This window comes from Promicromonospora noduliphila (assembly GCF_056951025.1).
In genome coordinates this window covers 771,095-796,150 of record NZ_CM167806.1, presented here as the reverse complement: position 1 = coordinate 796,150, position 25,056 = coordinate 771,095, and the positions used below count along the sequence as shown (strand labels likewise).

At 67.0% G+C, this 25,056-nt stretch carries 22 protein-coding genes; 10 read left to right on the top strand and 12 right to left on the bottom strand.

What is annotated here, in order from left to right; all coding sequences use genetic code 11:
- Nucleotides 1-14 precede the first annotated feature (14 nt).
- The gene (locus tag AC0QU1_RS03375) at nucleotides 15-1,418 is read right to left on the bottom strand and encodes an NsdA family TPR-like regulatory protein (RefSeq protein ID WP_483574332.1); all 1,404 of its coding nucleotides are present in this window, start codon (nucleotides 1,416-1,418) and stop codon (nucleotides 15-17) included.
- Between the two features lie 157 nt (nucleotides 1,419-1,575).
- Here AC0QU1_RS03375 and AC0QU1_RS03370 point away from each other — a divergent pair, with 157 nt between their 5' ends.
- The 8 genes from AC0QU1_RS03370 (at nucleotide 1,576) to AC0QU1_RS03335 (ending at nucleotide 9,050) form a co-directional block, all read left to right on the top strand.
- Entirely contained in the window at nucleotides 1,576-1,926 is a 351-nt protein-coding gene (locus tag AC0QU1_RS03370) for a hypothetical protein (RefSeq protein ID WP_483574331.1), read from the top strand.
- Nucleotides 1,923-3,041, top strand: coding sequence for an HAD family hydrolase (locus AC0QU1_RS03365; RefSeq protein WP_483574330.1), 1,119 nt, complete (start codon nucleotides 1,923-1,925; stop codon nucleotides 3,039-3,041). The genes AC0QU1_RS03370 and AC0QU1_RS03365 overlap by 4 nt, the downstream gene beginning before the upstream one ends.
- Before the next feature lie 198 nt (nucleotides 3,042-3,239).
- Nucleotides 3,240-4,580: a UDP-N-acetylglucosamine 1-carboxyvinyltransferase gene (locus AC0QU1_RS03360; protein WP_483574329.1), complete on the top strand. Its 1,341-nt coding sequence runs from the start codon at nucleotides 3,240-3,242 to the stop codon at nucleotides 4,578-4,580.
- Nucleotides 4,577-5,782, top strand: a complete 1,206-nt coding sequence (locus AC0QU1_RS03355) for a metallophosphoesterase family protein (protein ID WP_483574328.1) — start codon at nucleotides 4,577-4,579, stop codon at nucleotides 5,780-5,782. Before AC0QU1_RS03360 ends, AC0QU1_RS03355 begins: the two co-directional genes overlap by 4 nt.
- Complete coding sequence (gene dcd, locus AC0QU1_RS03350) at nucleotides 5,779-6,315, top strand: dCTP deaminase (RefSeq protein WP_483574327.1); 537 nt, start codon at nucleotides 5,779-5,781, stop codon at nucleotides 6,313-6,315. The genes AC0QU1_RS03355 and dcd overlap by 4 nt, the downstream gene beginning before the upstream one ends.
- A complete protein-coding gene (locus AC0QU1_RS03345; protein WP_483574326.1) occupies nucleotides 6,312-6,848 on the top strand; it encodes a dCTP deaminase in 537 nt (178 codons plus the stop codon). Before dcd ends, AC0QU1_RS03345 begins: the two co-directional genes overlap by 4 nt.
- Nucleotides 6,845-7,930: a glycosyltransferase family 4 protein gene (locus tag AC0QU1_RS03340; RefSeq protein WP_483616379.1), complete on the top strand. Its 1,086-nt coding sequence runs from the start codon at nucleotides 6,845-6,847 to the stop codon at nucleotides 7,928-7,930. Before AC0QU1_RS03345 ends, AC0QU1_RS03340 begins: the two co-directional genes overlap by 4 nt.
- A gap of 76 nt (nucleotides 7,931-8,006) precedes the next feature.
- Nucleotides 8,007-9,050 carry a serine hydrolase domain-containing protein gene (locus tag AC0QU1_RS03335; protein ID WP_483574323.1) on the top strand — a complete coding sequence of 348 codons (1,044 nt, stop codon included), beginning with the start codon at nucleotides 8,007-8,009 and terminating at the stop codon, nucleotides 9,048-9,050.
- A 58-nt stretch (nucleotides 9,051-9,108) separates the two neighbouring features.
- Here the strand turns inward: AC0QU1_RS03335 and AC0QU1_RS03330 are convergent, their stop codons facing one another.
- The 4 genes from AC0QU1_RS03330 to AC0QU1_RS03315 all read right to left on the bottom strand — a co-directional run bounded on the left by AC0QU1_RS03330 (nucleotide 9,109) and on the right by AC0QU1_RS03315 (nucleotide 17,515).
- Nucleotides 9,109-11,922, bottom strand: a complete 2,814-nt coding sequence (locus tag AC0QU1_RS03330) for a TrlF family AAA-like ATPase (RefSeq protein ID WP_483574322.1) — start codon at nucleotides 11,920-11,922, stop codon at nucleotides 9,109-9,111.
- A 240-nt stretch (nucleotides 11,923-12,162) separates the two neighbouring features.
- Nucleotides 12,163-15,894 (bottom strand): MobF family relaxase, encoded by a 3,732-nt coding sequence (gene mobF / locus AC0QU1_RS03325; protein ID WP_483574320.1) that lies wholly within the window; start codon nucleotides 15,892-15,894, stop codon nucleotides 12,163-12,165.
- A gap of 394 nt (nucleotides 15,895-16,288) precedes the next feature.
- A complete protein-coding gene (locus tag AC0QU1_RS03320; RefSeq protein ID WP_483574318.1) occupies nucleotides 16,289-16,669 on the bottom strand; it encodes a hypothetical protein in 381 nt (126 codons plus the stop codon).
- A gap of 606 nt (nucleotides 16,670-17,275) precedes the next feature.
- Nucleotides 17,276-17,515 (bottom strand): helix-turn-helix transcriptional regulator, encoded by a 240-nt coding sequence (locus AC0QU1_RS03315; protein WP_483574316.1) that lies wholly within the window; start codon nucleotides 17,513-17,515, stop codon nucleotides 17,276-17,278.
- Between the two features lie 142 nt (nucleotides 17,516-17,657).
- Here AC0QU1_RS03315 and AC0QU1_RS03310 point away from each other — a divergent pair, with 142 nt between their 5' ends.
- Nucleotides 17,658-18,143, top strand: coding sequence for a helix-turn-helix domain-containing protein (locus AC0QU1_RS03310; RefSeq protein WP_483574315.1), 486 nt, complete (start codon nucleotides 17,658-17,660; stop codon nucleotides 18,141-18,143).
- Nucleotides 18,143-19,276 carry a tyrosine-type recombinase/integrase gene (locus tag AC0QU1_RS03305; protein WP_483574313.1) on the top strand — a complete coding sequence of 378 codons (1,134 nt, stop codon included), beginning with the start codon at nucleotides 18,143-18,145 and terminating at the stop codon, nucleotides 19,274-19,276. The genes AC0QU1_RS03310 and AC0QU1_RS03305 overlap by 1 nt, the downstream gene beginning before the upstream one ends.
- Nucleotides 19,277-19,393: 117 nt before the next feature.
- Here the strand turns inward: AC0QU1_RS03305 and AC0QU1_RS03300 are convergent, their stop codons facing one another.
- From AC0QU1_RS03300 to AC0QU1_RS03270, 7 genes are all read right to left on the bottom strand, one after another.
- Entirely contained in the window at nucleotides 19,394-19,888 is a 495-nt protein-coding gene (locus AC0QU1_RS03300; RefSeq protein WP_483574312.1) for a YajQ family cyclic di-GMP-binding protein, read from the bottom strand.
- Between the two features lie 120 nt (nucleotides 19,889-20,008).
- Nucleotides 20,009-20,935 carry a zinc metalloprotease HtpX gene (gene htpX / locus AC0QU1_RS03295; RefSeq protein ID WP_483574310.1) on the bottom strand — a complete coding sequence of 309 codons (927 nt, stop codon included), beginning with the start codon at nucleotides 20,933-20,935 and terminating at the stop codon, nucleotides 20,009-20,011.
- Nucleotides 20,936-21,077: 142 nt separating this feature from the next.
- Nucleotides 21,078-22,478, bottom strand: coding sequence for an FAD-dependent oxidoreductase (locus AC0QU1_RS03290; RefSeq protein ID WP_483574309.1), 1,401 nt, complete (start codon nucleotides 22,476-22,478; stop codon nucleotides 21,078-21,080).
- Nucleotides 22,479-22,615: 137 nt separating this feature from the next.
- Nucleotides 22,616-22,840, bottom strand: a complete 225-nt coding sequence (locus AC0QU1_RS03285; RefSeq protein ID WP_483574307.1) for a hypothetical protein — start codon at nucleotides 22,838-22,840, stop codon at nucleotides 22,616-22,618.
- Nucleotides 22,837-23,646, bottom strand: coding sequence for a hypothetical protein (locus AC0QU1_RS03280; protein WP_483574305.1), 810 nt, complete (start codon nucleotides 23,644-23,646; stop codon nucleotides 22,837-22,839). The genes AC0QU1_RS03285 and AC0QU1_RS03280 overlap by 4 nt, the downstream gene beginning before the upstream one ends.
- Complete coding sequence (locus tag AC0QU1_RS03275) at nucleotides 23,646-24,611, bottom strand: WXG100 family type VII secretion target (RefSeq protein ID WP_483574303.1); 966 nt, start codon at nucleotides 24,609-24,611, stop codon at nucleotides 23,646-23,648. The genes AC0QU1_RS03280 and AC0QU1_RS03275 overlap by 1 nt, the downstream gene beginning before the upstream one ends.
- A gap of 151 nt (nucleotides 24,612-24,762) precedes the next feature.
- Complete coding sequence (locus AC0QU1_RS03270; protein WP_483574301.1) at nucleotides 24,763-25,047, bottom strand: WXG100 family type VII secretion target; 285 nt, start codon at nucleotides 25,045-25,047, stop codon at nucleotides 24,763-24,765.
- Between the last annotated feature and the right edge of the window lie 9 nt (nucleotides 25,048-25,056).

Sequence of the window (25,056 nt, the reverse complement as noted above, 5' to 3'; positions counted from 1 at the left end):
CGTTCCTCCGCAGGTCAGTTCGTGGCAGCGAGATAGGCGCTGGCTCGCTCATCGAGGATAGCGGCGTCCGAGCTGGTGACCTTGTAGACGGCGAGCGCGGAGCGCATCTCCACGATGGTCTGGCGGGCCCGTGCCGACTGCACGCCGTCCATCGCGTCGAGAGCCAGGTTCCATGTCTCTACTGCTTGCTCAAGCTCGCCGCGCCTGGCCTGCACGTCCCCGAGATACCCCAGCGTGACCGCATGCGTCCGCTTGAATGTGGCAGCCTTCCGGGTCTCGACCGAGTGAACCAGTTGCTGTTCCGCCCCGGCGAGGTCTCCGATGTCCCGCAGGGTGTTGCCGGTCTCGTGCGCGAGGGACGCTTCCCCGAAGAAGAACACACGCGCAGGCTCGTCTCCGCCTGGCATCGCGGCCGAGAGGTCGCGCTCGGCTCGAAGCAGCGCGGATGACGCCGCACTCCCCTGGCCGGTCGCGGCCAGTGCCCGGGCGTGCACCACGCCCAGCAGCGCGCGTTCGCGGGGTGCGGCTGCCTTGTACCGGTCCCCGTCGACCGACGCCGCTGCGAGTTCCTGGGCCTGGGTCGGATGTCCGAGGTCGATCGCCTGGTGTGCCATCGCACGAAGTGTGTGCGCTGCCATCGCGGGATCGGCGGCCTCGGCCGCGAGCTTGACCGACGAGGTGAACAATCCCTGGGCGATGCCGTGCTCACCGTTATCGAACGCCATCCAGCCGGCGACGTAGGCCAGTTCGGAAGCGGCAGAGAACATCTCGCCTCTGAGTGCGTCGTTCGCGAACGATCCGTTCAGAAGGCGGTGGACGTCGTCAGTCAGGTACTGCATGGCGGCAGCTCGTGCGTGCCCGCCGCCGTGCCGTTGGTCCATCCGGGAGAAGAACGCGACGGATTCACGGACAGCTTCGAGGTCGCCGCGTCCGACCGAGCGCACGCCGCGGGCGGCGCGCTCGGCTGATCGGCGGACCATCTCGGTCCACCACGACTCACTGGGTAGTGCGGTGGCGACGGTCGAGTAGGCCGCCAGACCGAGCAGGCCCCGTCGGGTGAGATCCACGTACTTGCTCCCCAGGTCGGCCAGCCCGGCAAGCGTATCCAGATCCCACGTGGACGAATGACCAACTTCTCGCGCCGCGCTCCCGCGCTTGGTCGGGTAGAACCCGATCTCGATGTCCGTTGACGCTCCGAGGACGGCGCGAAGACCGTCGCGGTACTGCTGTCCGGGCCAGTGCGACTTGCCGCGCTCGTACCGAGCGATCGCATGGGCATCGAGAGCGATGCGTTGCCCGGTCGAGGCCCAGACGTGCGCGTTCACAGCATCCGCTAGCTCTGCGCGTGACATGGGCTCGCCGGGGCGCAGGCGCGACGGTAGGGCTTCGCGCCGCTCCCGAAGCAACTCGTTGACCATCCCCTCGCCCCCTCCCCACCTGCGGGCCGTCCGGGCAGGCGTTCTCCAGATTGTCCCGTTGATTGCCCTGCCCTGGCGAGTGAATCGCAACAAGAGTAGCGAGCAGACGCATCCCAACGACCGATCCCAGACGGCCCGGCAAACTTCGGAGAGTCCCGTGAACCACAGAGCAGCAGCGACGCGGCGCCTTGAAGCGCCCACTCCACCGCACAGCACGACAAGTCGTCAGACGCGACGTCTCACGGGCATCAACGACGGTCTCGCTGCGGCATCGCGGTTCCTCGATCTCGTCGGACCTGACCGCATCGAGCTGGTGACCGTGACCGCCAACCGGGTCAGCCTCCTGCCATCCGACCTGAAGGAGGGCGAGCAGATCGCCCACACGCTCGGACTGACCGTGCCGTTGGATCACCGAATGTTCGTGCCTGGGAACACGGTGTGGACCGGAGAGCGCGATGGCCTTGAGGTGCAGGTCCGGTCGGTACTGCGTCGGGTGGTCACCCGATGAACGCCGCGACGGTCACGGACACTCGCACGCTCGTAGCACTCGACATCGACGGAACCTTGGTGGACGACGGGCGGGTCCCGTCTGGAACGGTTGACGCCCTGGACCTGGCCCGTGCCGGGGGTCACCACATCGTGCTCGCCACAGGGCGGTCCCTAGTCGGCCTCTTGCCGATCGCTACCCGTCTGGGGCTGACCGACGGCTGGGGCGTGTGTTCGAACGGCGCGCTGACGGTGCGGTTGGACCGGTCGGCGCCTTCGGGATACGACGTCGTGGAGGGCCGGACCTTCGACCCGGCCGAGGTGATCCAGCGTGCCCTGGACCTCGCCCCAGGCGTGCGGGTCGCGGTCGAGGAGGCCGGGTGGGGCTGGAAGACGAGCGAGCCGTTCGAGCCGGGAGAGCTCAATGGGCAGCAGAAGCTCGTCACTCTGGATGATCTGGTCGCACGGCCTGCCACGCGGATCGTTCTCGCCGCGCCGGGGATCCGGCGGTACACCGACGCGCTGCACGCGACCGGGGTCACAGTGACCCCCATGGGACCGGACTGGGCCGATATCGCGGGCCGAGGCGTGAACAAAGCGGTTGCGCTGGATGGTGTCCGCCAGCACCTGCGCATCCCTCCCGAGCGGACAGTCGCTGTTGGGGATGGCGTGAATGATCTGCCGATGTTGGCCTGGGCCGGGCGGTCGGTGGCGATGGGTCACGCGCCGGCGATCGTGCGCAGCGCCGCCGACGAGACCACCGGCACGATCACGGATGGTGGTGTGCTGCCGGTGCTGGCCTCCCTCGTCCCTGCCGTGGACAGTTCTCTGTCTCCGTTGGCCGCGCAGATCGCCACAGCCGAGGCCAGCGCCCTAGGGCCTGTGGCGCTGCGGGTGTGGCACGGCGCCGGAACGGACCTGTCTCGGTGCGAGGCCTGGACTCTCAAGGACGGGCGGTGGACCCGGCATGCGCCGATCCCGTCCGGCGTCGGCACCACTATGCGCGCGATCGAGACCGCTGCACTGGAGGCCGGGCTGCCCTACCCCCGTGGGGACGAGGGTCGCCGCCGGGCGCAGTGGCGCAGCGTGGCCGGTGATGGACCGGCCGGGTTCGAACTTCCCCTGAGTGACGTGTAGTCAGTCCGCGCTTTCCGAACTTGCGACCGTCCTTGTCCCGGACCGGTTGTGAGCCGCCCCCAGACGGCGGATCCAGGCTGAGGCTCCCGCCCCCGGGAGCCTCAGCCGCCCTCAAGCGAGCACTCCGCACAGCAGAAGTGGCGCCGCACGCGATACGTCATGGCGGCGCTGCACGGTTCCCAGCCCAAGGAGAGACGCATGAGCCAGACCGTAGATAGGACAGCACGCACCCAGCAGCCCGACGGCTTGGGCAGCGCGACAGCACCGTCCGTTGTCCTTCGTCCAGGCGCTCGGCTTTCGGGCAGGGTCCGCGTAGACGGCTCGAAGAACTCGGCCTTGCCGCTGCTCGCCTGCGCTGCGGTCATGGAGCGACCGGTACGGGTGTCGAACATCCCGTCGAGCGCGGATGTGGCTGTGATGCTCACGCTTCTTGGCGCTGCTGGTTTCGGAGTCGAGCGCACACTGGATGATCGGCGCTCCGTTACGGTCCGTCCGGCGTCGGGGCTTCGTACTGGCGATCTGGAGCCCGCCAGAACGATCCGAGCCTCCTACTACCTGGTGCCTGCTCTCCTGGCGGCCCAGGGTCGTGCCGATCTGCCCTGGCCTGGTGGTTGTCGGATCGGGGATCGCGGGATGGATCTGCACTTCGATGTCTACGCCGCGTTCGGTGACTCGATCGACCTGGACGCTGCCGGGTACCACGTGACGGCCCGGGAGACTTCGGTCCGGGCGGAGATCGATCTCCCGTTCCGTTCCCGGGGTGCGAGCGTCGTGGCTGTGCTCCGAGCCGTCGTCGGGCGGGTGCGGATAGAGCTGGGCAATCCGAACCTGTCTCCGGAGTTCACCGGCATTCTCGACGCTCTGCGTTCCGTCGGCTGGCGCATAGATCTGCACCCGTCCCGTCTCCGGATGGAGCCGCCGCAAGGTGCCGAGGATGCTCCGGCGTCGTGGCGGGTTCCCGGGGACAAGATCGAGGCAGGGACCCTGGCCTGCGCGATCGCAGCCACGGGCGGCTCCGGACGTATCGAGGGCGTCGCCGGCCGTGACGTCGCGTACGTCGCCCGGCTGCTCAACGCTGTCGGTGTTCGCGTGCTCGTCGAGGACGACGGGCTCGTCGTCCTCGACGAGGGTGAGCGAATCGGCCAAGGCCTACGTGCCATCTCGTCTCTGGACCCAGGGGGGTTGGACGCCGACTTCGAACCGGCGCTGATGGCGCTGGCACTGCGGTTGCCTGGCACGCACGAGTTCTCTGACACGATCAACCCCGGACGCCACGGCAACCTGCTGGCGCAGCTCGCCCGCCTGGGCGCGGACATCGAGGCGCTGACCGCGACCACGGCCCGCATGACCGGCCCTCAGCATCTTGCCGGGGGGACGGCGGAAGCCACAGATATCCGGACCGGCTCGGCGCTATTGATCGCGGCGTTGACTGCCCGCGACGAGACGACGGTTACTGGGCTCGCGCAGCTTCGACGTGGCTACGTCGATCTGCCTGGCAAGCTTCGTGCGCTCGGCGCGGACCTCCAAGAGCGACCGTGACTGAACGTGTCCTGGCGCGGATCGTGGCGACGACCGACGTGCACTCCCAGCTTGGGGAGATCGGTCCGTTGCTCGCTGGGCTGCATGAGGCACGGCGAGACGGCCTGGTCGTGGACTGCGGGGACTTCTTCGAGGGAAGCGGCTACTACCGCCTCGGCCGGGGCCGGATCGAGAAGGAGATACTGGCTTCGGTCTATGACGTCGTCGCCCCCGGAAATCACGGATGGCGTCATCATCTGGAGCCCAGTCTGCGCGAGCTGACCGTGTGCGCCAACGCCGTCGAGACATCAAGCGGAGAGGCGCTGTTTCGCCGCCTGCACCAGACCGTCGTTGGTGGGCAGCGGGTGGGCGTGACGGCTGTTATCGGTGAGCAGGCGTTCGGCGCCATACCGATGGGTGAGCGTTCTGGGCACCGCATCGTCGATCCCGCCTTAGCGCTCACGGGCCTGTGGGACGAGCACCACCACGAGGTCGATGCCTGGGTGCTGCTGTCCCATTCCGGCTTCGAACACGATCTTCGGCTCGCGCAAGCGTGCCCGTTCCTCGACGTCATCTTCGCGGGTCACTGCCACAGCGAACGTCACGGACCTGAGCGGGTCGGTTCGACCGTCATCGTCAAGGGAGCTGAACTCGCTGCTGGCTTCTCGTCCGCTGCACCAGCAAGCGGCGGCTGGGAGGCGAGTACCGCCCGGTTCGAGCCCATCAATGCGCTTCCAGGTTCGCTGGAGCCGGTTGGCCATCAGATCCAACTCCTCCGCGACCAGTTGACCGCTCCGATCGGGCCCCTCGGTCCCGTTTGGAGGGATCGCTCCCTGGATCGTCGGGCGCTGCTCGAACAGGTCGCCCGGAACCTCCAGCCGAGCGCGGCTCCCGACGTCGTGATCCTCAATGAGTCCGCGCTGCGGCAGGCCCCTCTCGGGCAGGTACTGACCGCCGCTGACCTGATGGCCATCGAGCCGTTCGGCAACCACATCCTGCACGCCCGGCTCAAACCGCGGGCCGTGCTCTCAGCCCTGCTCGACGAGTTCGAGCAGCGCTCTGGTCCCTTGGTCGTCGGTACCCACTCGGGTATCGGTCGGGTGGGCAGCGTCCTAACCACGAACTACCTCGCCGAGACGCTTCCGCTTGCCGGCCCGCCCACCACGGTTCTCGACCTCAGCCAGGCCGTCCGTCATGTCCTCTGCCAGGAGGTAACGCCATGATCCTCACCGGTCCCGAGATCTCCGCATCAGTCCGCGACGGACGGCTGCGAGTCACTCCATTCGAGCCCACACAGGTCAACCCGAACAGTTACAACGTGCGCCTGGGCCCGACGCTGATGACCTACACGGACTCGGTCATCGACGCGCACCGGCCGAATCCGACATCCACGATCGAGATCGGGCCGAAGGGGTACGTCCTGCAACCGAACGAGCTCTACCTCGGGCACACCCTGGAGGAAGTCGGCTCGGACGAGTTCGTGCCGCTGCTGTTCGGCCGTTCCTCGGTCGGCAGGCTCGGCCTGTTCGTGGAGATCACCGCCCCGATCGGCGACATCGGCTTCCACGGCCAATGGACCCTCATGCTCGCCGCCACCCGCCCGCTGCGTGTCTACGCTGGGATGAAGATCGGCCAGATCATGTTCTTCGTCGCTGCTGGCCCGCTCGAGTTGTACGCGGGCAAATATCAGGCAGCGCAGGGCCCGCAGGCCTCGCGCTACTGGCACGACATCCCTCGACCGGCGGCGGCCTCATGATCCTGACCGGCCCCGCCATCGCCGCAGCAGTCGCGGCCGGGGATATCACCATCGATCCGTTCGACCCCGAACGGTTGTCCGCGAACGCGTACGACTGGCGCCTCGGAGCAACGCTCCGGGTCTGCGCCACGGATCTGGACGCCGCCCTGCCGACGCCGTTCACCGAGGTCACTATCCCCGAGTCGGGTTACGTCCTGGAGCCCGGGGTCCTGTACCTCGGAGTAACTCTGGAACGGACGGCATCTGACCGGTACGCCCAGATGCTCAACGGCGACCGTGTCACCGGCAGTCACGGTATCTGGGTCCACGTCTCCGCACCCCTGGGCCATGTCGGGCACGCGATCCGCTGGACGCTGGAGATCCGCGCCGTCCGACGCGTTCGCATCTACCCCGGGATGACGTTCGGCAAGCTGATCTTTCTGCGCACCTACGGGCCGACGGCCAGCTACCAGCAGCTCGGACGCAAGTACACCTCGACCGACGGCATCGACATCTCCCGGCTCCACGAAGAGTTCCAGGAGGACATCCAATGACCGCTCGTGTGGCGACCTTCCTCGACCTACCAGCCGGAAGCCCCGGCGGCAGCGTGGAACTGTTCCGCGACCTGTACACCGGCGCCGAACCACTCATCCCCGCACGAGCATTCATGCTCGACCCCGGCCACGACCAGCACCCGGCGGTGGCGGGTCTGGGCCTGCTTGCGGTCGACGGCAAGTGCCTCGACGAGCCCGGCTTCACGCCATACGTCACGGCGCTGCACCGTGCGCTGGCCGACGTGCTCGACCCCGCGAACGTCGATGTCGTCCACCTGCAACACCTCACCTTCGGCGCCACTCCGGCTGTCCTACGAACGCTCCCGGACCACCCAGCACTCGCCTTGGTCCACGGGACCGACCTGCTGTTCGCCGAGACCTACCCCGACCAACTGCGAGTCCTGCGCAACACAGCTCGCCGTGCGAACGCGATCGTCGTACCCACCTCGGCCATGGCAGACCGGCTCCGCACGCTCGCCCCAGCCGCGGATCGGGTCGTGAAGATCCCCTGGGGCATACCCGACCATCTCCTCATCGAGCCGCCTCCCCAGCGGCCGCCCCAGGAAAGCACGACCCGGCTGCTGTACGCGGGCAGGCTCGCCCCCGAGAAGGGCGGCGACCGCCTTATCCGAGCACTCGCGGACGTCAGGGACATCACCCTCAGCATCGCCGCGCCACCCCACGAGTTCCACGCGCTCCGCCCAGCACTGCGCCGGGCCGGACTCGACGTCCACTACCTCGGGTGGCTGCCTCGGTCTGAACTGTGGGAGACGTTCGCCAACCACGACGCGCTACTCATGCCATCCACCACCCTGGAGGCCATGGGCCTGGTCGCCCTCGAAGCGCAAGCCTGTGGACTACCCGTGCTCTACCAGCCGGTACCGGGACTCGACGAGGCCCTCGGCGATTCCGCCCTGCCCACGGACTTCACCAACCCGGATCAAGTCGCGGCGAACCTACGTCGCCTTATCGCGCCCGGCCTGGCCGACGATCTCCGTGAATCCGCGCGCACCAACGCCGCTCGCTTCCCCTTGTCCGCCACCGCCTCCGCACTGGTCGCGCTCAGCGACAGCCTTTCCTAACCACACAGGTCCAGCCGGGCCGCCCTGGACACCCCTACGCTGACCAGGACGGCCCATCCGAGAAGCAGAGGAAACGATGCCCTCCACCACCGAACAACTCCGTAACCTCGTAACCGCCGGAGTACGCGACCGCGTCTACCCCGGCGCGGTATGGGCCGTAGGCGACGCGACCGGCACCATCGACCACGAAGCTACCGGCCTGCTGGACCCGACACGCCCCGACGAGCCCATGAGACCGGACACCGTGTTCGACATCGCCAGCCTCACCAAGATCCTCGCCGTCTGGACCACCATCGGGGCACTCTGGCAGGACGACCACCTCGACCTCGATGAACCCCTAGGTGAGTTCTGGCCCGACGTCGCCGGACGCCCCCTCGGACGCATCACCGCCCACCAGCTCCTGACCCACACCGCTGGCCTGCCCCTACGTGCCCACCTCAAGAGCCTCTACGGCACCAACCATGACGCCATCCGAAACGGCGTCCTGCACGAAGCCCTGCACCGCGAGCCCGGCGAGGCCGTGGAGTACACCGACCGCGCCGCTCTCATCCTCGGCTACCTCGCCGAGTTCCTGAGCGGGGAACGGCTCGACCAACTCGCCACCGACCGAGTTTGGGGCCCACTCGGCATGCGAGAGACCCGCTTCGGTCCTCTGCCGACGGAACTGGTCGCGCGCTGCGCCCCGACCGAACTCGACGACGAGACCGGCGCCCACCTCAAGGGCACCGTTCACGACTTCTCGGCCCGCCTGCTCGGCGGCGTGAGCGGCATCGCCGGGGCGTTCTCCACCCTCGGCGACCTGACAATACTCCTGCGCTACCTACTGGACCCCGACACCACCGTGGCTCCTCCGGGCTTCGGACCCGAATGGACGCGTGAGTCCCTGAACATCCACACCGGCAGCCTCGAACCAGCACGAGGCCTGTTCTGGCACCCGGCATCCGGCACCGATCCCGCCGACCAGACGTGGACCCACTATGGCTTCACCGGGACCGCCATCTGGCTCAACCCCAAGCAGGACCGCTGGGCGGTCCTGCTCACCAACAAGCTCTACTACACCCGCGACCGCGAACCCCTCACGCGTGTGCGCGAACAGTTTCGCGAGATCGTCTTCGGATGACTCTCGACGAGCCCAGATCGCATGAATAAACCGGGGATATCAGGCCCGCGAACCGCCGCTAAAACTTGTATTTGTTGCGCCTCTTCTGAAACGCCTCCTCGCCACCATCCAAGATCTCACAGGCATGTTCTCTGATGCCGAACCGACCCAGTGCCGTTGGGCTCTCATTATCGAGCTCCTGAGAGTTTTCCAGCGCGCCCGTCCTATACTCGAACATGCGCCCAGCGTCGTTCGGCCTGTCATCTCCGTGACGATTCGCGACGATCACAAGCTCTGAATCCGATCCGATCACCAGATTCGCATTATGAGTCACCATGATAATTTGACGCTCCTTCTTGCGCGCCACAAGATAGGGCACAATGGTGTCGTATATCGACCGACTATCGAGATCATCCTCCGGCTGGTCGATGAGAAGGGGCCACGGTTCTTGCGATTCGTTGAGAATAAGAGTCAGCGCGAAGAGAGCCTGTTTTCCGGGAGTCATGGACGATCTACTAAACCCGCCGATACGATCGGAATCCAACTCCGCAGAAAACCTAATATCCTCGGTCACCGTGAGAACAGTCGCTGCGACTGCGCTCGCATCGTAGGACTTATTCAACTTGACAGCACCACCGTGCAAGGCGTGCAGGAACGCGGTCGGGTCACCCTGAGCATCCCCGTATGAAACCAAGTCTCCCTTGTTCTTCACGTAAGCGTTCGTCGTCCGCTGACTGAACCCCAGCGAGGCATGTTCGACCACCCCAGGTGGTACGTCGATCTCGATACCGAACTTTAGATCCGCCAGCACTCTATCCTCGGAATCAAAGACTTCAACTAGTCCCGATAGAACGTTCCGGCGATCGTCGATTCCCTTCGTGATCGCCCGCCCCGCTTCTTCCTGTTCAGCAACAAGCCGGTCTCTGATCTGCTCGCGCTTGCGAATATCGTCGAGCCGCGCAACCTGCTTCTTGTGGTCGGCGACGACACCCGCTAGCTCCTCATTCGCCTCATGTCGTGCAATAAGCTCGGCGTTCTCCGATTCGATCGTGGAAACTTCGTCACGAATCATCCTCCGCTCCTCACTAAGCCGAATCACTGAAGCGACCAATTGAGATTCGACCTTCGCGATGAGATCTTCCACCGCAGCCGATCGGATGTGCTCGACTTGGGTAGCCACCGTCTCTGGCAACTCAGCATCCGCCGGCCCAACCGTTATCACCACCTCAACTGCACCCGGAACGCTCTCGGCACCAGAAGCACCTTCCTGCGTTACAACATAGAAGCGCAATTGCTCCAGCTCAGCACTTAGCTCCGCAATACGCGTCGCTCTATCATCAAGCGCACTGGAAACTGCCTCATACTCAATAGCGTCCTCGTCGGTCAAGGATGCCGTCGTCCTGATCCGGTCGATCGAGGCCTGAAGGCGGTCCCTCTCCGCGCTTATTGCGGCCTTGTCGCCTAGGTCCCTAATCTCCTCGTCACGTTCCTCGATCCGCTTGGCGAGCCTGAACCAATCATCAACAGCCTTCTTAATGGCTGAATTTGCAGCAATGACCTTGCCGTTTGCCCCGTCATACGCGGCCTTCACTTCAGGGTACGTGCGGAACAACGCAGGCGAGATCTTCTGGGTTATCTCGTCCGGCTTTTCACTGAGTGTGTAGAGGGAGTTCTGGGGGATATAGATAACCTTACCTTTTGTATCCTCTCCAGATTCCCATTCGACGTCGCATTTTACCGCTGACACCTCGCGCCAAAAGAATCCTGCCGCGGGACCGGCATCCTGAGGGTCATCGAGCCCATGAGCCTGCACCTGCAAACGGACCGTTTCGATGGGATCAACCGAGTACGCGATGTGTGCGAGCAGTGCCGATTTTCCGGAGGAGCGACTGCCGATTATCGAATTCAGATTTCGATTAAGCGCTAGTTCGCCCGGAAAATCACTGGTCCCCGAGAATTTGATGCTTCTGATTACCTTGTATGGCTCTTTTAGGTCAGGCTCGGTTGCCTGCATTGCCACTCGTTCTGAGGGCTCGACAAGTGTCTGAAGCAGGCCTGCATAAGTAGTATCAGCCTTGATCCACGTGACGTTTCGTTGACGCCCTTCCTCCGAAACCTGCTTGCCGAGGGTGCTCTTGAGCTCCGGGAATGTGTGGGCGTCACAACCATCGAAAACCGGCTTCGGCACAGCTAGTTCAGAAGTTTCGAGCCTGCCGACATCAAGGAAGTAGTCCCGCGAGCCCATGTTGGCGAAGAACGCGTCCGAGAACTTGTCAATTTCGTCGGTCAGCAGAAGTTTTCGCTGAACGCCACTTCCGCCAGGCCGTATTCCATCACCCTTAGCTGAAGCAATGACCAAGAGATGGTCTTGCCGCCGCCCCGGAGCGGTTGCATGGTCACCGAACGTTTCTCTGATAGCATTCCTGATGGCATCCAAAGAAACTGTTGCACTCTCGAATTGGTCTTGGCTCGTGAGGTCGGCACATGTAACAGTTGTGCGGTCGGGGCCATTCGTAGCCGCGGTGTTCAGGCGTCCGAGAAATTTGCCGGCCAACTCTCGCGTTAGCCTAGGGTGGAATATGAGATGAATGTTAACTTCTTGAACCGCCCTGTTGACGGCAACAGGAAGGCGCAGTTCAAGGTTTGGCAAGAGCGTTTTCCCAATTCCGGGAAAGAGCTCTTGGTACCTCTCCTTCACGGCAAAGTAGCCGTCCAGGGAGAAATAGTCCGCGATGCCAACGGCGGCCACGTCAGAATCGTGAATAACCTGGCAAAACTGATCGATGTCGGAGATTCCATTATTCTTAGCATAGCCATCCCCGAGCTTGGTGCCGGGAGCATGGACGTGGAGATCCCACTTCCGCCACTCAGATCCGCGAGTGTGTCCGTCCATGCTCTACTCCCTGCTATTCAACCAGCGCCGGTGCATGTCGTGCAGACCTAAACAGCGCACACAACGGAGCCTGATAATCCACTGAGGTTGGATTGCTTTCTGGCTATGCGCCATCGTGCCACGGAGCGGGCGGTGGGCGTGTTCTCCGAGAAGGTGAAGTACTAGCGATGTTCCGCATCACGGAAACCCCGCAGTGTTCCCCCGCGGGTGCGCCGCGCGGGTCGGATGGCGCGACCAGGTCTACAAGTGCGGGCGTTGGTCATCACGTACCGAACTCGTATGGGCTGGGAGGGATCGCACGGGCTGATCCAGGCGCTGTGCCCGGATCAGCCGAGGCTGGGCTCGTGCCCGTGAGCTGGAAGAGCGCCTCGTCTGGTCAAGTGTGACGCCGACGAGGTTGCGGATCAGTGTGTGGAGGCGGCGTGCGTGGTCGCGTTGGGCCAGCATGGTCGGCGACTCGCCGAGGAGGCTGTCTCCTGTGACCTCGTAGAGGTCGCGGTAGACGGCTACGGCGACGACGCCGTCAAGCCATTCACGTTCGGCCGGTCCGTACGGGCGGGGTGGCATGTGTCTGGTCCAGGGTTCGTGGTCGTGGAGGGCTTGGGCGGCGAGGGTGCGGGCGCGGTGTTCGATGAGGTCGGCGCGGGCGTCGAGGGCTTCTTGGATGTCCTGAGGGAAGTGGCCGAGGGCTCGTGGGATGAGGCCAGCGATCCGGTTGCGCCCACTGTTGTTCCGGGTGGCTGCGTGGCTGAGGCGATGGTGCAGAACGGCGGCGATGTCGTCGGCGTCATACAGGCTTCGGGCTGCCGCGAGACGGGGTAGCAGCCGGTTCACGTCGTGGCCGTCGGCTTCGGCGCGGCGCAGCTCGGCGCAGAGGACTCCGAACGCGTCAGACTCCACGGCCTGCGTGACCTCGGCCGGGGCGAAGCCTTCCCCGACCAGCGTGTGTTCGAGCAGGAGCGCCCATCGGGAGTGCTGGAAGGCACCCGCGATCGTGTTGTACTCGGCGGCGAGCTGTGCGGTCGAGCCCCAGCGGTGTTGCTGGTCCTGGCGGGCCTGGTGTGCAGACGGTTCGGCGCCGACGCGGCCTAGGATGCCCGCGAGGACCATGCGGGCGGCGGCCTGCTCGGGTTGGTCGGGGTCGGTGTGCGCACCGATGGCGTGTTCGTGGTTGTGGTCGCGGTCGGGTTGGTCGACGGGCACGAACACGGTGTTGTTCGTGCGGCCTCGGGTGAGACTGACGTACAGGTTCTCCCGGTTCATGCTCGGGCTCGCGACGGTGTAGGCGGTGTCGACGGTGAGGCCCTGGGCGCGGTGTGCGGTGATCGCGTACCCCAGGTCGAGGTATTGGGCCACGTAGTCGGCGGGCAGCCGCACGGTGCCCCCAGACCGTCCACTGGAGGCGTCGCCGCGCACCGTGGTGTGCGGTCGGGGTTCGAGGTCGACGCGTTGGACCGTGACCGACCCGTCGCGGTGGACTCGGCGGACTTGCCAGCGGTCGCCGTTGCGGACCCATCCGTCGCGCCCGTATCGGAGGTGGCGGTCGTTGTCCCGGGTGATGACCAGGTCACCGGCCGAAGCACGGACGTCTCCGGCCAGGCGCACGGCGCGGCCGTGGGAGACGTGTCCGGCGAGGACGCGTTCGGCGCGGGCGCGGCGGTTGAGGTCGTTCATTGTCGTGGTGTCGGCCACGACGAGGACCGAGGACCGTCCGGCCTGAGTGTCGGTCTTCCAGGCGGTGTAGGCGGCGTCGGTCATCTCGTCGGTGTCCCCGGCCCGGATGCGCCCGTGGTTCTCGTAGACGCCCAGGACGTCCGGGTCGCCGTCGCGCAGGCGCAGGGAGGCGGTCTTTTCCCAGTCGGCGTGGAAGCGGTGCACGTCGGTCAGGGTCGGGACGTCGCCGGTGGTGCGGGCGCGTTCGGAGACCAGAAGGTTCAAGGCGCCGCCGGTCTCGACGGCGGGGAGCTGTGCGGGGTCGCCGACCAGGAGCACCTTCGCGCCGGCCTGGGCCGCGTATCGGGTAAGGCGGTCCAGGGTGTGCGTCCCGGCGAGGGACGCCTCGTCCACGATCACCAGTTGCCCCGGCTCGAACTGGGCGTGGCCGTGCTGGTAGCGGGTGAGCCACATGGCCGTGTTCTCGCACTCGACCCGTAGCTCCGCACCGAGGACGTCGGCGGCGGCGGCCGAGGGTGCCAGGCCCACAACGCTGCCGGGGCCGTGCTGCTGTTCCCAGGCCGCGAGCAGCACCCGCAGCGTGGTCGTCTTCCCGGTCCCGGCCGGACCGACGAGAAGGTCCAGACGACGGCCCGAGGCTGCGACGGCGGTGACGACGTCGGCCTGGGACGTATCCAGCACTCCCCGCCGCATCCCTTCGGCGAAGACGGCCCGTAACCGCCAGGTGTCGATGCGGGGCGCGGCGTACTGGGTCATGGCGTCCAGGAGTCGGGTCTCGGCGTCCAGGACAGCCTGGGAGGTGAACACTTTGGAGTGCTTGGGGCGCAGGGTGCTGGTGCCGTCTGCCCGGAGGAGGAAGTCCGGTGTCGGTGCCAGTTCCGGCGGCGTCAACAGGACCGAGGTGCCCTCGGCCTGGGCGACGATCCGTGCCACGGTCTGGACGCGATCTTGGTGGGTGGTCAGGCGCCAGTGCATGGTCTGGCGTTCGGCTTCGGCCCACAGGTGCCAGTGCTTCCACGTCGCCCGCTTGTCCCCGACCACACGTAGCACGACGGCAGCCGCCTTCTCCACGGCCTCGTGGGGTACGTCGGCGGCGGTGAACGCCCGGCCGGGTTCGTCGGCCGCCCGGGCGATCAGGTTCCGCGCCCACTCGCCCGGATCTTCTCCCAAGACTCGTGCAGCGCGCTGGCGCCACTGCGCTGAGAGATCGGCCAGGGACTCGATCGACTTGGGCGGACGGGTAGCCAGGTTCGCCTGTTCGCGCAGCCGGTTGATCGTGCCCCGCGACGGCATCCGCCCATGCTTCTCGCGGTACTCGGCGATCAACTTGTCCGTGGCGGGTTCGATGTCGGCCGACCGGGAGGAGAACTCGGTGATCAGGTCGTCGCTCACGCCGGTGATCTCGAACCCGGGGTTGCGGTTCTTGCCGCGTGCGGGGCGTCGTTCCCCCTGGAGGCCGAGGCTGGCGCCGAGGCGGTCATACAAGACCGCCTCGTAGTGCTCGCTGAACGCGACGTTCGCGTTGAACAACGCCCGCGAGTCCAGCGTGCGCCACTTCCCGTCGGTCACCGCCCGCACCTTGTTCGGCACCACGACGTGCGTGTGGAGCTGGGGGTCGTGAGCGCGGGAGTCCCAGTGATCGAACGCCGTGGCGATCAGGCCAGTGACATCGACCTGGGCGATCGACCCGTCCCCGGCGTCGGTGCCGGTCCGGGTAGCGGCGACGTGGTCTTCGATGAACCGGATGGTGTCGGTCACGGCGGCACGGTGTGCGCCCAGGATCAGGGCCTTGGTGGTGGGATCCGACAGGCCCCACAGGACCGAGACGGACTTCGGCGGCGAGAACGTCAGATCGAACCCGGCCACCGCCCGGCGGTCGCCGGCCCACTCCTCGTCCTGGGCGATCTGCTCCACCGCGGCCTGCCGATCCTCGGGGCTCAGGCTGGGGTCGAGGGCGGCGGTGCGCTTCTCGATCCGCTCACGCAACGGGACGATCTTCGGGTAGGCCCTGCCCAGGGGTTCGGTCGTGACCGGGTCCCTGCCCGCTTCCAGGAGCCGCTGGAGCTGCGTCGTGGTCACCCGGTCACCGGCAGCGAGGACGCCTCCGCCGCCGAGGTCGTCGATGCCGCGTCCCAGCCAGTACCCGGGCGGGGTGCCGACCGCCGTGTAGTACGCGGTCACCGGGTCCATCCCGAGGCCATCGCCGAGGTTCGGGCCGTCGCAGTCGGCGTTGGCTACCGACCCGGTCAGGTACTCGGTGCCGTTGCCGACGCTCATCGGCTGGATGCTGACCGTCATGACCGACCACCGCTCCAGGGGTGCGCGGGCAGGGTGTGCGGGCGAGGCGCCAACGGTGCCGAATCGCGCCAACGCCAACGGTTCCGTCGCTCCTCAACTGCCTGAGGTGTGCTGCGTTGTGGGTGGGTGTGTGGGCTGGGGTAGGCGGTGGGTGTGTGGTTGGTGTGTTGTGGGTTGTGATGGGTAGGTCTGTGGTTTATGGGTGTGGATATGTGTGGTGTGGTGTTGGTTGGTGTGGTTGGGCTGATGGGGCGGTGCTGGGTCGGGCGGGGAGGACCGGCGGGGTGGGACCCCCGCCCCAGCCGGATGGCGGACGCGACGTGGACGGCGGTCGCCACGCCCGCCACAGGACCGACGGTGCAGTCGTGACCGTCTCGCAGCCGCAGGGCCCAGCTCATGGGCCGTCCACCCCGGCAACGTCACCGCGATCCCGTCGGGCTGGGCCTGCGCTCCAAGGCTCGACGACGTCGGACGACGGTCCCACCAGGCCTGCCTCCGCGTCGCCAACGTGCCTGGCCTTGCGATCTCGTTCGTGACGGTCGACCAGGCGCCACCAGGACTCGTCCAGGAGCCGGAACGCCCGGGCCTGCACCCCGGCTTCTTCGGGGTCGTCCGGCAGGGCCAGGGCCGCTTGGCGGGCGGCGAGCTGCGCTGCTTCCCACAGCAGCTCGCTCGCCGTGGTCCGCATGGTGCGGTACGAACGCCTGAAGGCCAGGTGGCGCGCCGCCTCACGGCGAGCGTGTGCCTCGGCCCCGGGGTTCTGGACGCCAGGCACGCCGGCCTCTTTCGGATGGTCGCGCCTCATGGCTCGCTCACGCCCATCACGGCGAACAGCGTCGGCTGCTGCTCCGGCTCCGGGGCAGCAGCCCGACCACGACGCGGGCGCGGCCGGGCCGCTCGGGATGGTTGCGGCGAGGCGGTATCACTGGGCCGCACGGAACTTGCGTGCTCTACGAGACCTGAGGCATCCGTGGGCCGTGTGGTGGCTGCGGGCCGTACGGTCGTTGTGGGATCTGTGGTGCCCGCGAGACCTGTGGCACTTGCGGGCGATGCGTCGGCGTGGTCGAGACCGGTGCGGAGCCGCCAGTAGGTCTTCTGCGCCGGCCCGAACCCGATGCGGACAGTGTCGGCCACCTTGGGCCGGGCGTTCTTGAGCGTAGACGCCGGGAAACCGAGCAGACGGCCGGCCTCGATCACCTCGGCAGCGACAGCCTCGCCCGCACACACAGACAGGTAACCGGCGATCCACTCCCTGGCGCCGCACGGACGCGCGGACGATGGCGCGGTACGGGCGCTGACGGTGTCGTTGGCCGCAACGGCAACGGGGCCCGGACACCGAAGTGTCCGAGCCCCGTTCCGTTGCCCGCCGTTGCGGGAGGGATCAGGCGATGTGGTCGGCACCGGCCGCCTCCTGCGCCGCGAGCCAGGCCAACACCTTCGAGCGCCGGTAGACCACCCGGCGCGGACCAAGCCGGAACGAGTCCGGCCCGGTACCGATGTACCGCCACCACCGCAGCGTGTTCTCCGGCACGTTCAGGAGTTCGGAGACCTCCCGGGTACGCAGCAGCGGATCGTCCTCTTGCGCGTTCGAATCCGTTCCAGCAACCGTCGTGACAGCCACGAGCACCACCCTCTTCCGACAGCGTCGGCGCGGGATGACCCGGTGCCACCACGGATGCGCGCCGCCTCCGTAGCACACCAATTTATCACACACCAATTTGACGTACCGAGACAGTGCGCACCAGAACGGTTACGCTGAAGGCATGGACGAAGACGAAGTCATTGGCGACAACCTGCGCCGGTACCGCACGGCACGAGGCATCACCCAGGCGAAGTTCGCCATGGCGCTCATGAGCAACGGCGTCGGCGGCATGTACCCGCAGACCATCCAGAAGATCGAACGCGGCCAGCGACCACTGCGGTTCTTCGAAGGACTCGTCGCCGCACGCGTCCTCGACGTCAAGCCCGAAGCGCTCTACGACCTGGACCCCGAAGCCGACATCGACCGCGACGCTGCCAAGCTCGCACGCAACCTCACCTATGCAGCCGACGCCTACGAATCCGCCTGGGACGGCCTCAACGACATCTGCAACGAAGCCGAAGAATTCCTCCGGAACGTCACAGACCTCAACCCCGCAAGCCGGCGCTGGATCGAGCACGCCCTCAACGAAGCACGCCCAGGACACAAGACCGACTCCTCCACCACCCCACCCGGAGGGGACGACATCCACGGAACAAAGGAGAAGTGATGGCCTCCATCAAGAAGAGACCGAACGGAAAGTGGCGCGCCCGCTACCGCGACGAAGCCAAGAAGGAACACTCACGCCACTTCGATCGCAGGACTGACGCTCAGGATTGGCTGGATGAGGTCACTGCCACAGTTGTGACTGGTACGTACGCCGATCCCAAGCGCGGGGCGATCACGTTCGACCAGTGGTGGGGCGTATGGTCCGAGCGCCAGGTCTGGGCGACCGGCACGACCGAAGCGGCAACCACCGCGTTCGAGTCGGTCACGTTCGGATCAGTTCGGATGCGGGATATCAGGCCTTCGCACCTGGAGAAATGGGTCAAGGCGATGTCTCAGCCCACCAAGACCCGAAAGAAGGGCCTGGAGCCGTCCACCATCACGACGCGGTTCAACTACGTCCGGGCAGCCTTCGCGGCTGCCGTTCGTGATCGTGTGATCGGCATCGATCCGGCTAAGAACATCAAGCTCCCTCGGCGCAGGCGCGCTGAGGCCGCGATGGCGATCCCCGAAGCGCTTGCCGTGCGCAAGGCACTGGAAGCCGCCCCGAAGTACTTCTCGGGCTTCATCGCCGTCTGCTCGTTCGCCGGCCTCCGACTTGGAGAAGCGGCCGGGCTCCAGGTCAGCGACATCGACTTTCTGCGCCGAACGATTACGGTCAACCGGCAGATTCAGGGTTCCACCGCAAAGACGACGACCATCGAGCCGCCGAAGTACGGCTCGGAGCGGACCATCCACGTCCCGCGCGATCTGCTGACGATGATCTCCAGCCACATCGAGAAGTTCGCCCCGCGCGGTGACGAGCAGTGGATCTTCTGGAACCCCAACGGTGACGAGCGGGGCCTCTGGAACCGCAACAGCGCGTCCCAGGCGTGGCGAACGACGCGCCGTCAGGTGGGGCTGGACTCATACACGCTCCACGACCTGCGGCACTTCTACGCGTCGGGCCTGATTGCTGACAACTGCGACGTCGTCACCGTCCAGCGGGCTCTGGGGCACTCCAGCCCGACCATCACACTCGGCACGTACGCGCACCTGTGGCCGAGCGCAGAGGACAAGACCCGAGCGGCGGCCACGTCGCTCATGCAATCGGTGCTGTCCGCAGAGCCCGCAGCCGAGGCCGCGAAGTCCTCCTGACAGACCGAACGGGCGGCCACCGGAATCCCGGCAACCACCCGTCAGCCTGTGCTCAGCGTCCGCTCTTGCGGACTGTGTGCGGACCGCAAGCCCAAAACAGGCTGCTGACCTGCATGTTCACCGGTAGTTCGTGAACTGCAGAGCGAAGTCCAGGTCCGCGCCCTTCAGCACGCTGATGACCTCCTGGAGGTCGTCGCGCGACTTGCTCGTCACGCGCACCTCGTCGCCCGTGATCTGCGTCTTCACGCCCTTGGGGCCCTCGTCGCGGATGATCTTGGTGACCTTCTTCGCCGACTCGCCCGCCAGGCCCTCCTTGAGGCTCGCGGCGAGGCGGTACTCCTTGCCGGAGGCCTTGGGCTCACGATCGCCGACGTCGAGCGCCTTGAGCGAGATACCGCGCTTTACCAGCTTGGTCTCGAAGACGTCGAGGGCGGCGAGCACCCGCTCCGACGAGTTGGCGACGATCACGATGCTCTCGCCGCTCCAGGAGATCGACGCGCCGACGTTCTTGAAGTCGTACCGCTGCGAGATCTCCTTCGCGGCCTGGTTCAGCGCGTTGTCGACCTCCTGGCGGTCGACCTTGCTGACGATGTCGAACGACGAGTCGGCCATGTGTGGTGCTCCTTCTGCGTAAAACCCGGACGCCCCTGCACGTCCGGTCGGGATCGGCACCACCGTATCCGTCGCCACGGACCGCGACGAACGGATTCCACCCGCGGCGCGCGGGTGAGTTCAGAGCATCCCGGGCGGCGTGCCCCACGGCGGTGCGTCGGGGCCCGACGTCGGCCCGCCGTACCCGCCCGACGGGCCGCCCGCCATCGCCTCGAGGCGGCGGATGCGGTCCGGCATCGGCGGGTGGGTCGCGAACAGGCGGCCGATGCCGGCGCCGCGGAACGGGTTGGCGATCATCAGGTGCGACACGTTGGTGAGGTCGCGGTCCTGCGGCAGCGGCGCGCGCTGGGTGCCCTGCTCCAGCTTGCGCAGCGCGGACGCGAGCGCCAGGGGGTCGCCGGTGAGGCGGGCGCCGTCCTCGTCGGCGTCGTACTCGCGGGTGCGAGAGATCGCCATCTGGATGAGCATCGCCGCGATCGGGGCGAGCAGCGCCATCGCGAGCGCGGCGAGCGGGTTGCCGCCCTCCCGGCGGTCGCCGCCGCCGAAGAACAGCAGGAACTGGGCCAGCGCCGTGATGACGCCCGCCAGCGCCGAGGCGACCGACGACGTCAGGATGTCGCGGTTGTAGACGTGCATGAGCTCGTGCCCCAGCACGCCGCGCAGCTCGCGCTCGTTGAGGAGCTGCAGGATGCCCTCGGTGCAGCACACCGCGGCGTTCTGCGGGTTGCGCCCGGTGGCGAACGCGTTGGGTGCCTTGGTGGGCGAGATGTACAGCCGCGGCATCGGCTGCCGGGCGGCCGTGGACAGCTCACGCACGATCCGGTGCATCTCCGGGGCCTGCAGCTCCGTGACCGGGTACGCGTGCATCGCCCGGATCGCCAGCTTGTCGGAGTTCCAGTAGCCGTAGGCCGTCGTCCCGAGCCCGATGAGCACGAAGATCCACAGGAAGTTGGATCGCGCCCCGAAGAGCGCCCAGAGCCCGAGGATCACGGCCCACATGCCACCGAACAGGGCTGCGGTCTTCAGCCCGTTGTAGTGCCTGTGCATCGCACTCCTTTCCCTGCCAGCCGAACGCGCCACGCCGGGCGGCGGTTCCCAGGAGTCATGATCGCGCACTCTGGTTGCCGGGATGAAAACGGCGCGCAACCCGATCGGGATGCGCGCCGTCCTCATGCTCACGGGGCCGGGATCAGACCTGCGACCTGCTGATCGCCACCATCTCGTCGCGGGGGACGACCTTGATCCGCTCGCGGCCCGCCGCCTCGCCCAGCGAGCGCTCGTGCGCGTCCAGGAGCTCCCAGCCGGACCACTCGATGTACTCGACGCCCTTGCCCGCGAGGAACTCGGTGATGGCCTCCGGCGAGCCCTGCGGCGCGGTGCGGCCGCCGTCCAGGTCGCCCGGCGCCTCGCCGTCGGCCACGCCGGTGACGTCCTCGACGAGGTGCCGGATCGTCTCCGACGCGTCCGACTTGGTGTGGCCGATCAGGCCGACGGGGCCGCGCTTGATCCAGCCGGTCGCGTACACGCCGGGGACCTGGTTGCCGTCGATGTCGACGACGCGGCCCTCACGGTTGGTGATGACGCCCTTGACGTCGTCGTACGGGATCTCCGGCAGCGACGAGCCGAAGTAGCCGACGGCGCGGTAGACGGCCTGCACCGGCCAGTCGTGGAACTCGCCGGTGCCCTTGACCGTGCCGTCGCCCTGCAGCGCGGTGCGCTCGGTGCGGAACCCGACCACCTTGCCGTCCTCGCCGAGCACCTCGGCCGGCGCGTGCAGGAAGTGCAGGTGCAGGCGGCGCGACGCCTTGTTCTGCGCCGGGTCCTTGAGAGTCCAGTCGACCAGGGTCTTCACGACCTGCTTGGTCTGGTTGGACGAGTTGATGGCGGCCTCAGAGCCCTCGTCGAACTCGAAGTCCTCTGGGTACACCACGATGTCGACGTCCGGCACGTGGCCCAGCTCGCGCAGCTCCAGCGGCGAGAACTTGACCTGGGCCGGGCCGCGGCGCGCGAACACGTGCACGTCGGTGACCGGGGAGGCCTTCAGGATCTCGTGCACGTTGGCCGGGATCTCGGTGGGCAGCAGGTCGTCCGCGTGCTTGGCGAGGATGCGCGCCACGTCGAGCGCGACGTTCCCCGCGCCGACGACGGCCACCTGCTGGGCGTCCAGCGGCCAGGTGCGCGGCACGTCGGGGTGGCCGTCGTACCAGGACACGAAGTCGGCGGCGCCGTAGGAGCCGTCCAGGTCGATGCCCGGGATGTTCAGCTCGGCGTCCTTGATGGACCCGGTGGAGAAGATGACGGCGTCGTAGAACTGGCGGAGGTCTTCGAGCTTCACGTCCACGCCGTAGTCCACGTTGGCGAGCAGGCGGATGTCGCCGCGGCCCAGCACCTTGTGGAGCGCGACGATGATCTGCTTGATGCGCGGGTGGTCCGGGGCCACGCCGTACCGCACCAGACCGAACGGCGCGGGGAGGCGCTCGAACAGGTCGATGCTGACGTCGAGGTCGGTCTTGGACAGGATGTCGCTCGCGTAGATGCCGGCGGGGCCGGCGCCGACGACGGCGACGCGCAAGGGTCGGGTGGTGCTCACGAAGGGGCGCCTTCCGGTCGAGAGGTCAGGAGGGAAGCGAAGGCCGCCCACGATTCTACCGACCGGGTAAGGCGCGCCTCACCCCCCGCTCAGGGGGTGGGACGTGGCGTTCCTGTGAGAATCCTCGCGCCCCGGGCTCAGCGACCCTGCTCGCGCTCGCGCTGCACCTTGCGGGCACGACGCCGCAGCTCGGCCCGACGACCCGCTTCGTAGAGAGCGTCGTAGCCGCCCATGCCTACCGCGATCAGGCCCAGGATGCCGACGATCACGGCCACCGGGATCAGGTTCAGGACGCTGGAGAGCACTGCCAGGACGAGCAGTCCGAGGCCGATCCAGAGGCTCCACTTTCCGAGGCCGCTCATGCCGGAACCAACTCGCTCGGCAGCGCGCGCAGCCCGCGCGAGCCGATCTCCTGGAGCGTGTACGTCAGCGGCGTCCCCTGTGCGTCATGCTCGGTACCGCGCACCACGTGCACGCCGTGCGGTCCCGCATACACCGACGCGTTGAGCAGCTTGTCGCTACCCCGCGCCACACCGGACGCAATGCTCACCGCCACTGCCTCCTTCAGCTGGGGCATGTTGGGGACGGCGGCCTCGAACTCCGCCGCGGAGTAGCTCTTCGGGGGTGTGCCCAGCAGTGCCGTGCCGGTCGGGTCGAAGAACTTCTCAAACCGCTCGCCCAGCAGTGCCTCGGGGTACACCGAGAAGGCGTGGTGCCCCGCACCGGTGATCTCCTCCTCCAACACGGTGGACTGGCCGTCCTCGTGGTGCACATAGGCGAACAGCCAGTCCTTGCCGTTGGCGCTCGTACGCTCGACCGACAGGATCTCCTGGGCCGTGCGGCGCAGCACCAGCGGACCGGTGATGCCCGGGTGCGCCTTGATCGCGGTCACCCGGCCCTCGGCGTCCGAGCCGGCGGGCAGGACCATCTCGCGGGACACCAGCGACCGCAGCGCGACCCGCCCCATGAGGGTCCGGTCGGCCGCGCCCTGGGCATCGACCCACGGGGTGGGCACGAGCTGCTCGTGCTCCAGGCCGTCGAGGATCATGATCTCCTCATCCGTGAGGATCACGACGCTGACGACCTCGCCGTCGTGGGCCTGCGCAAGCGTCGCCCGCGCGGCTGTCACGTCCTCCGGACCGAACTCCATCGCTTTGTTCTCGCTCATCAGAACAAGCCTCCCACAAAGTCGCCAACGGCTCCGGCAGCATCGCCGACGGCATCGACGGCACCGCCGACGGCGTCACCCACGTCACTGGCGACGTCACTGACGAACTCCGTCGTCTCCTTCCAGCCGTCCGCGAGGTACGGCAACGGGTCAGAGGCGAACGCGGAGATCGTGTCCCAGTTGTCGGCCACCAGGTTACCCAGCGCCCAGGCACCGGTGACCAGGCCCGCCCCGACAGCGATACCGATGCCCACGGGGTTCGCGAACGCCGCGACACCCAGGAACATGCCGACCGTCGCGACGCCTCCGGCGACGCCGATTCCACCCATCACCCGGTCGACGGTCCCGCGCCAGCCGTCGTACTGGGTGTTGAACATCTGGTCGAGCCCGCCGACCACGCCAAAGACACCACCAGCGGCACCCAGGAACTTCCCGACCCTACCCAGCGTACCGATGTAGCCCATGGCGTCTTCCAGCATCCCGGCCCGGATGAAGGTCGTCGCGGCGGCGGCGGCGTCGCCGGCGGTGTCCAACGCACGTGACAGGTTGAGGAGGTTGCGGCCGTACTTGAACGCCTTCCAGGCATCGCTCAGGACCATGAGTCCGGCCCCGGTCTCGAACACGTCCCAGATGCTGCCCGGCCGGTCGGATGCTCCGGCGACCTCCGTGCCGCCCGGACCGCCTCCTGCGTACTCGTTCGACGTGGTCTCCTGTGCGTCGGCATTGGCCCGCACCTTGCTGGCCACATCGCTCAGCGCGACGGCCGTCTCCCGGAGCTTGACCAGGTGGCTACCGGTCCACTCCTGCCGGAACCCCTCTGCGTCCGGCCCGCTCCAGCCGTCCCCCTGCGGGATAGCCCCCTCCACGGTGGCAGCGACGGTGTCGAGCGTCCCGCTGCCCTCGTCGAACTTGTCGGCAAGGAGGCGCAACGCCTCGATGTCGGCGCCGTACATTCCCCCGCTCATGTCTCCTCCTCACGTCCCGCCGGTGACGGCGTTGAGCATCGCCTGGGTACGACTGCACTACTGCCTCAAGGGGTGCGGGCCCGTTGTCGGTCCCGCACCCCTTGGTGACGGCCCGGCGTGTGCCGGGCCCGCCTGCAAGAACTCGACTCGGTCAGTACGAGGTCGAGGTGTCCTGCTGCATGTTGGCGTTGTTGTCAGCGGTGGTGCCGTACTGCTCGAGCGCCGCGGCGATCTCGTTCAGCTTGGCCGAGTGGGTGCCGTCCCACTCCTCCTGGAACTGCACGGCGTCCGGACCGTTCCACTGGGTCTGACCCATCTGCGACGTGATCGTCGTGACCACGGTGCGGACCTGCTCGGCCTGCGTGCGCAGCGTGTTGGCGAGGCTCCGGACTGCCTCGACGTCAAGACCGAAGACGTTGCCACCCTCTGCAACCATGTCGTGCTC

Excerpts from the sequence above, each read along its gene's own strand:
- AC0QU1_RS03365 (WP_483574330.1), top strand. The coding sequence starts at position 1,923 with ATGAACGCCGCGACGGTCACGGACACTCGCACGCTCGTAGCACTCGAC.
- dcd (WP_483574327.1), top strand. The coding sequence starts at position 5,779 with ATGATCCTCACCGGTCCCGAGATCTCCGCATCAGTCCGCGACGGACGG.
- AC0QU1_RS03275 (WP_483574303.1), bottom strand. The coding sequence starts at position 24,611 with ATGAGCGGGGGAATGTACGGCGCCGACATCGAGGCGTTGCGCCTCCTT.
- AC0QU1_RS03330 (WP_483574322.1), bottom strand. The coding sequence starts at position 11,922 with ATGGACGGACACACTCGCGGATCTGAGTGGCGGAAGTGGGATCTCCAC.
- AC0QU1_RS03375 (WP_483574332.1), bottom strand. The coding sequence starts at position 1,418 with ATGGTCAACGAGTTGCTTCGGGAGCGGCGCGAAGCCCTACCGTCGCGC.
- AC0QU1_RS03270 (WP_483574301.1), bottom strand. The coding sequence starts at position 25,047 with ATGGTTGCAGAGGGTGGCAACGTCTTCGGTCTTGACGTCGAGGCAGTC.
- AC0QU1_RS03345 (WP_483574326.1), top strand. The coding sequence starts at position 6,312 with ATGATCCTGACCGGCCCCGCCATCGCCGCAGCAGTCGCGGCCGGGGAT.
- AC0QU1_RS03300 (WP_483574312.1), bottom strand. The coding sequence starts at position 19,888 with ATGGCCGACTCGTCGTTCGACATCGTCAGCAAGGTCGACCGCCAGGAG.
- AC0QU1_RS03310 (WP_483574315.1), top strand. The coding sequence starts at position 17,658 with ATGGACGAAGACGAAGTCATTGGCGACAACCTGCGCCGGTACCGCACG.
- AC0QU1_RS03335 (WP_483574323.1), top strand. The coding sequence starts at position 8,007 with ATGCCCTCCACCACCGAACAACTCCGTAACCTCGTAACCGCCGGAGTA.
- AC0QU1_RS03280 (WP_483574305.1), bottom strand. The coding sequence starts at position 23,646 with ATGAGCGAGAACAAAGCGATGGAGTTCGGTCCGGAGGACGTGACAGCC.
- mobF (WP_483574320.1), bottom strand. The coding sequence starts at position 15,894 with ATGACGGTCAGCATCCAGCCGATGAGCGTCGGCAACGGCACCGAGTAC.
- AC0QU1_RS03285 (WP_483574307.1), bottom strand. The coding sequence starts at position 22,840 with ATGAGCGGCCTCGGAAAGTGGAGCCTCTGGATCGGCCTCGGACTGCTC.
- AC0QU1_RS03360 (WP_483574329.1), top strand. The coding sequence starts at position 3,240 with ATGAGCCAGACCGTAGATAGGACAGCACGCACCCAGCAGCCCGACGGC.
- htpX (WP_483574310.1), bottom strand. The coding sequence starts at position 20,935 with ATGCACAGGCACTACAACGGGCTGAAGACCGCAGCCCTGTTCGGTGGC.
- AC0QU1_RS03340 (WP_483616379.1), top strand. The coding sequence starts at position 6,845 with ATGACCGCTCGTGTGGCGACCTTCCTCGACCTACCAGCCGGAAGCCCC.
- AC0QU1_RS03305 (WP_483574313.1), top strand. The coding sequence starts at position 18,143 with ATGGCCTCCATCAAGAAGAGACCGAACGGAAAGTGGCGCGCCCGCTAC.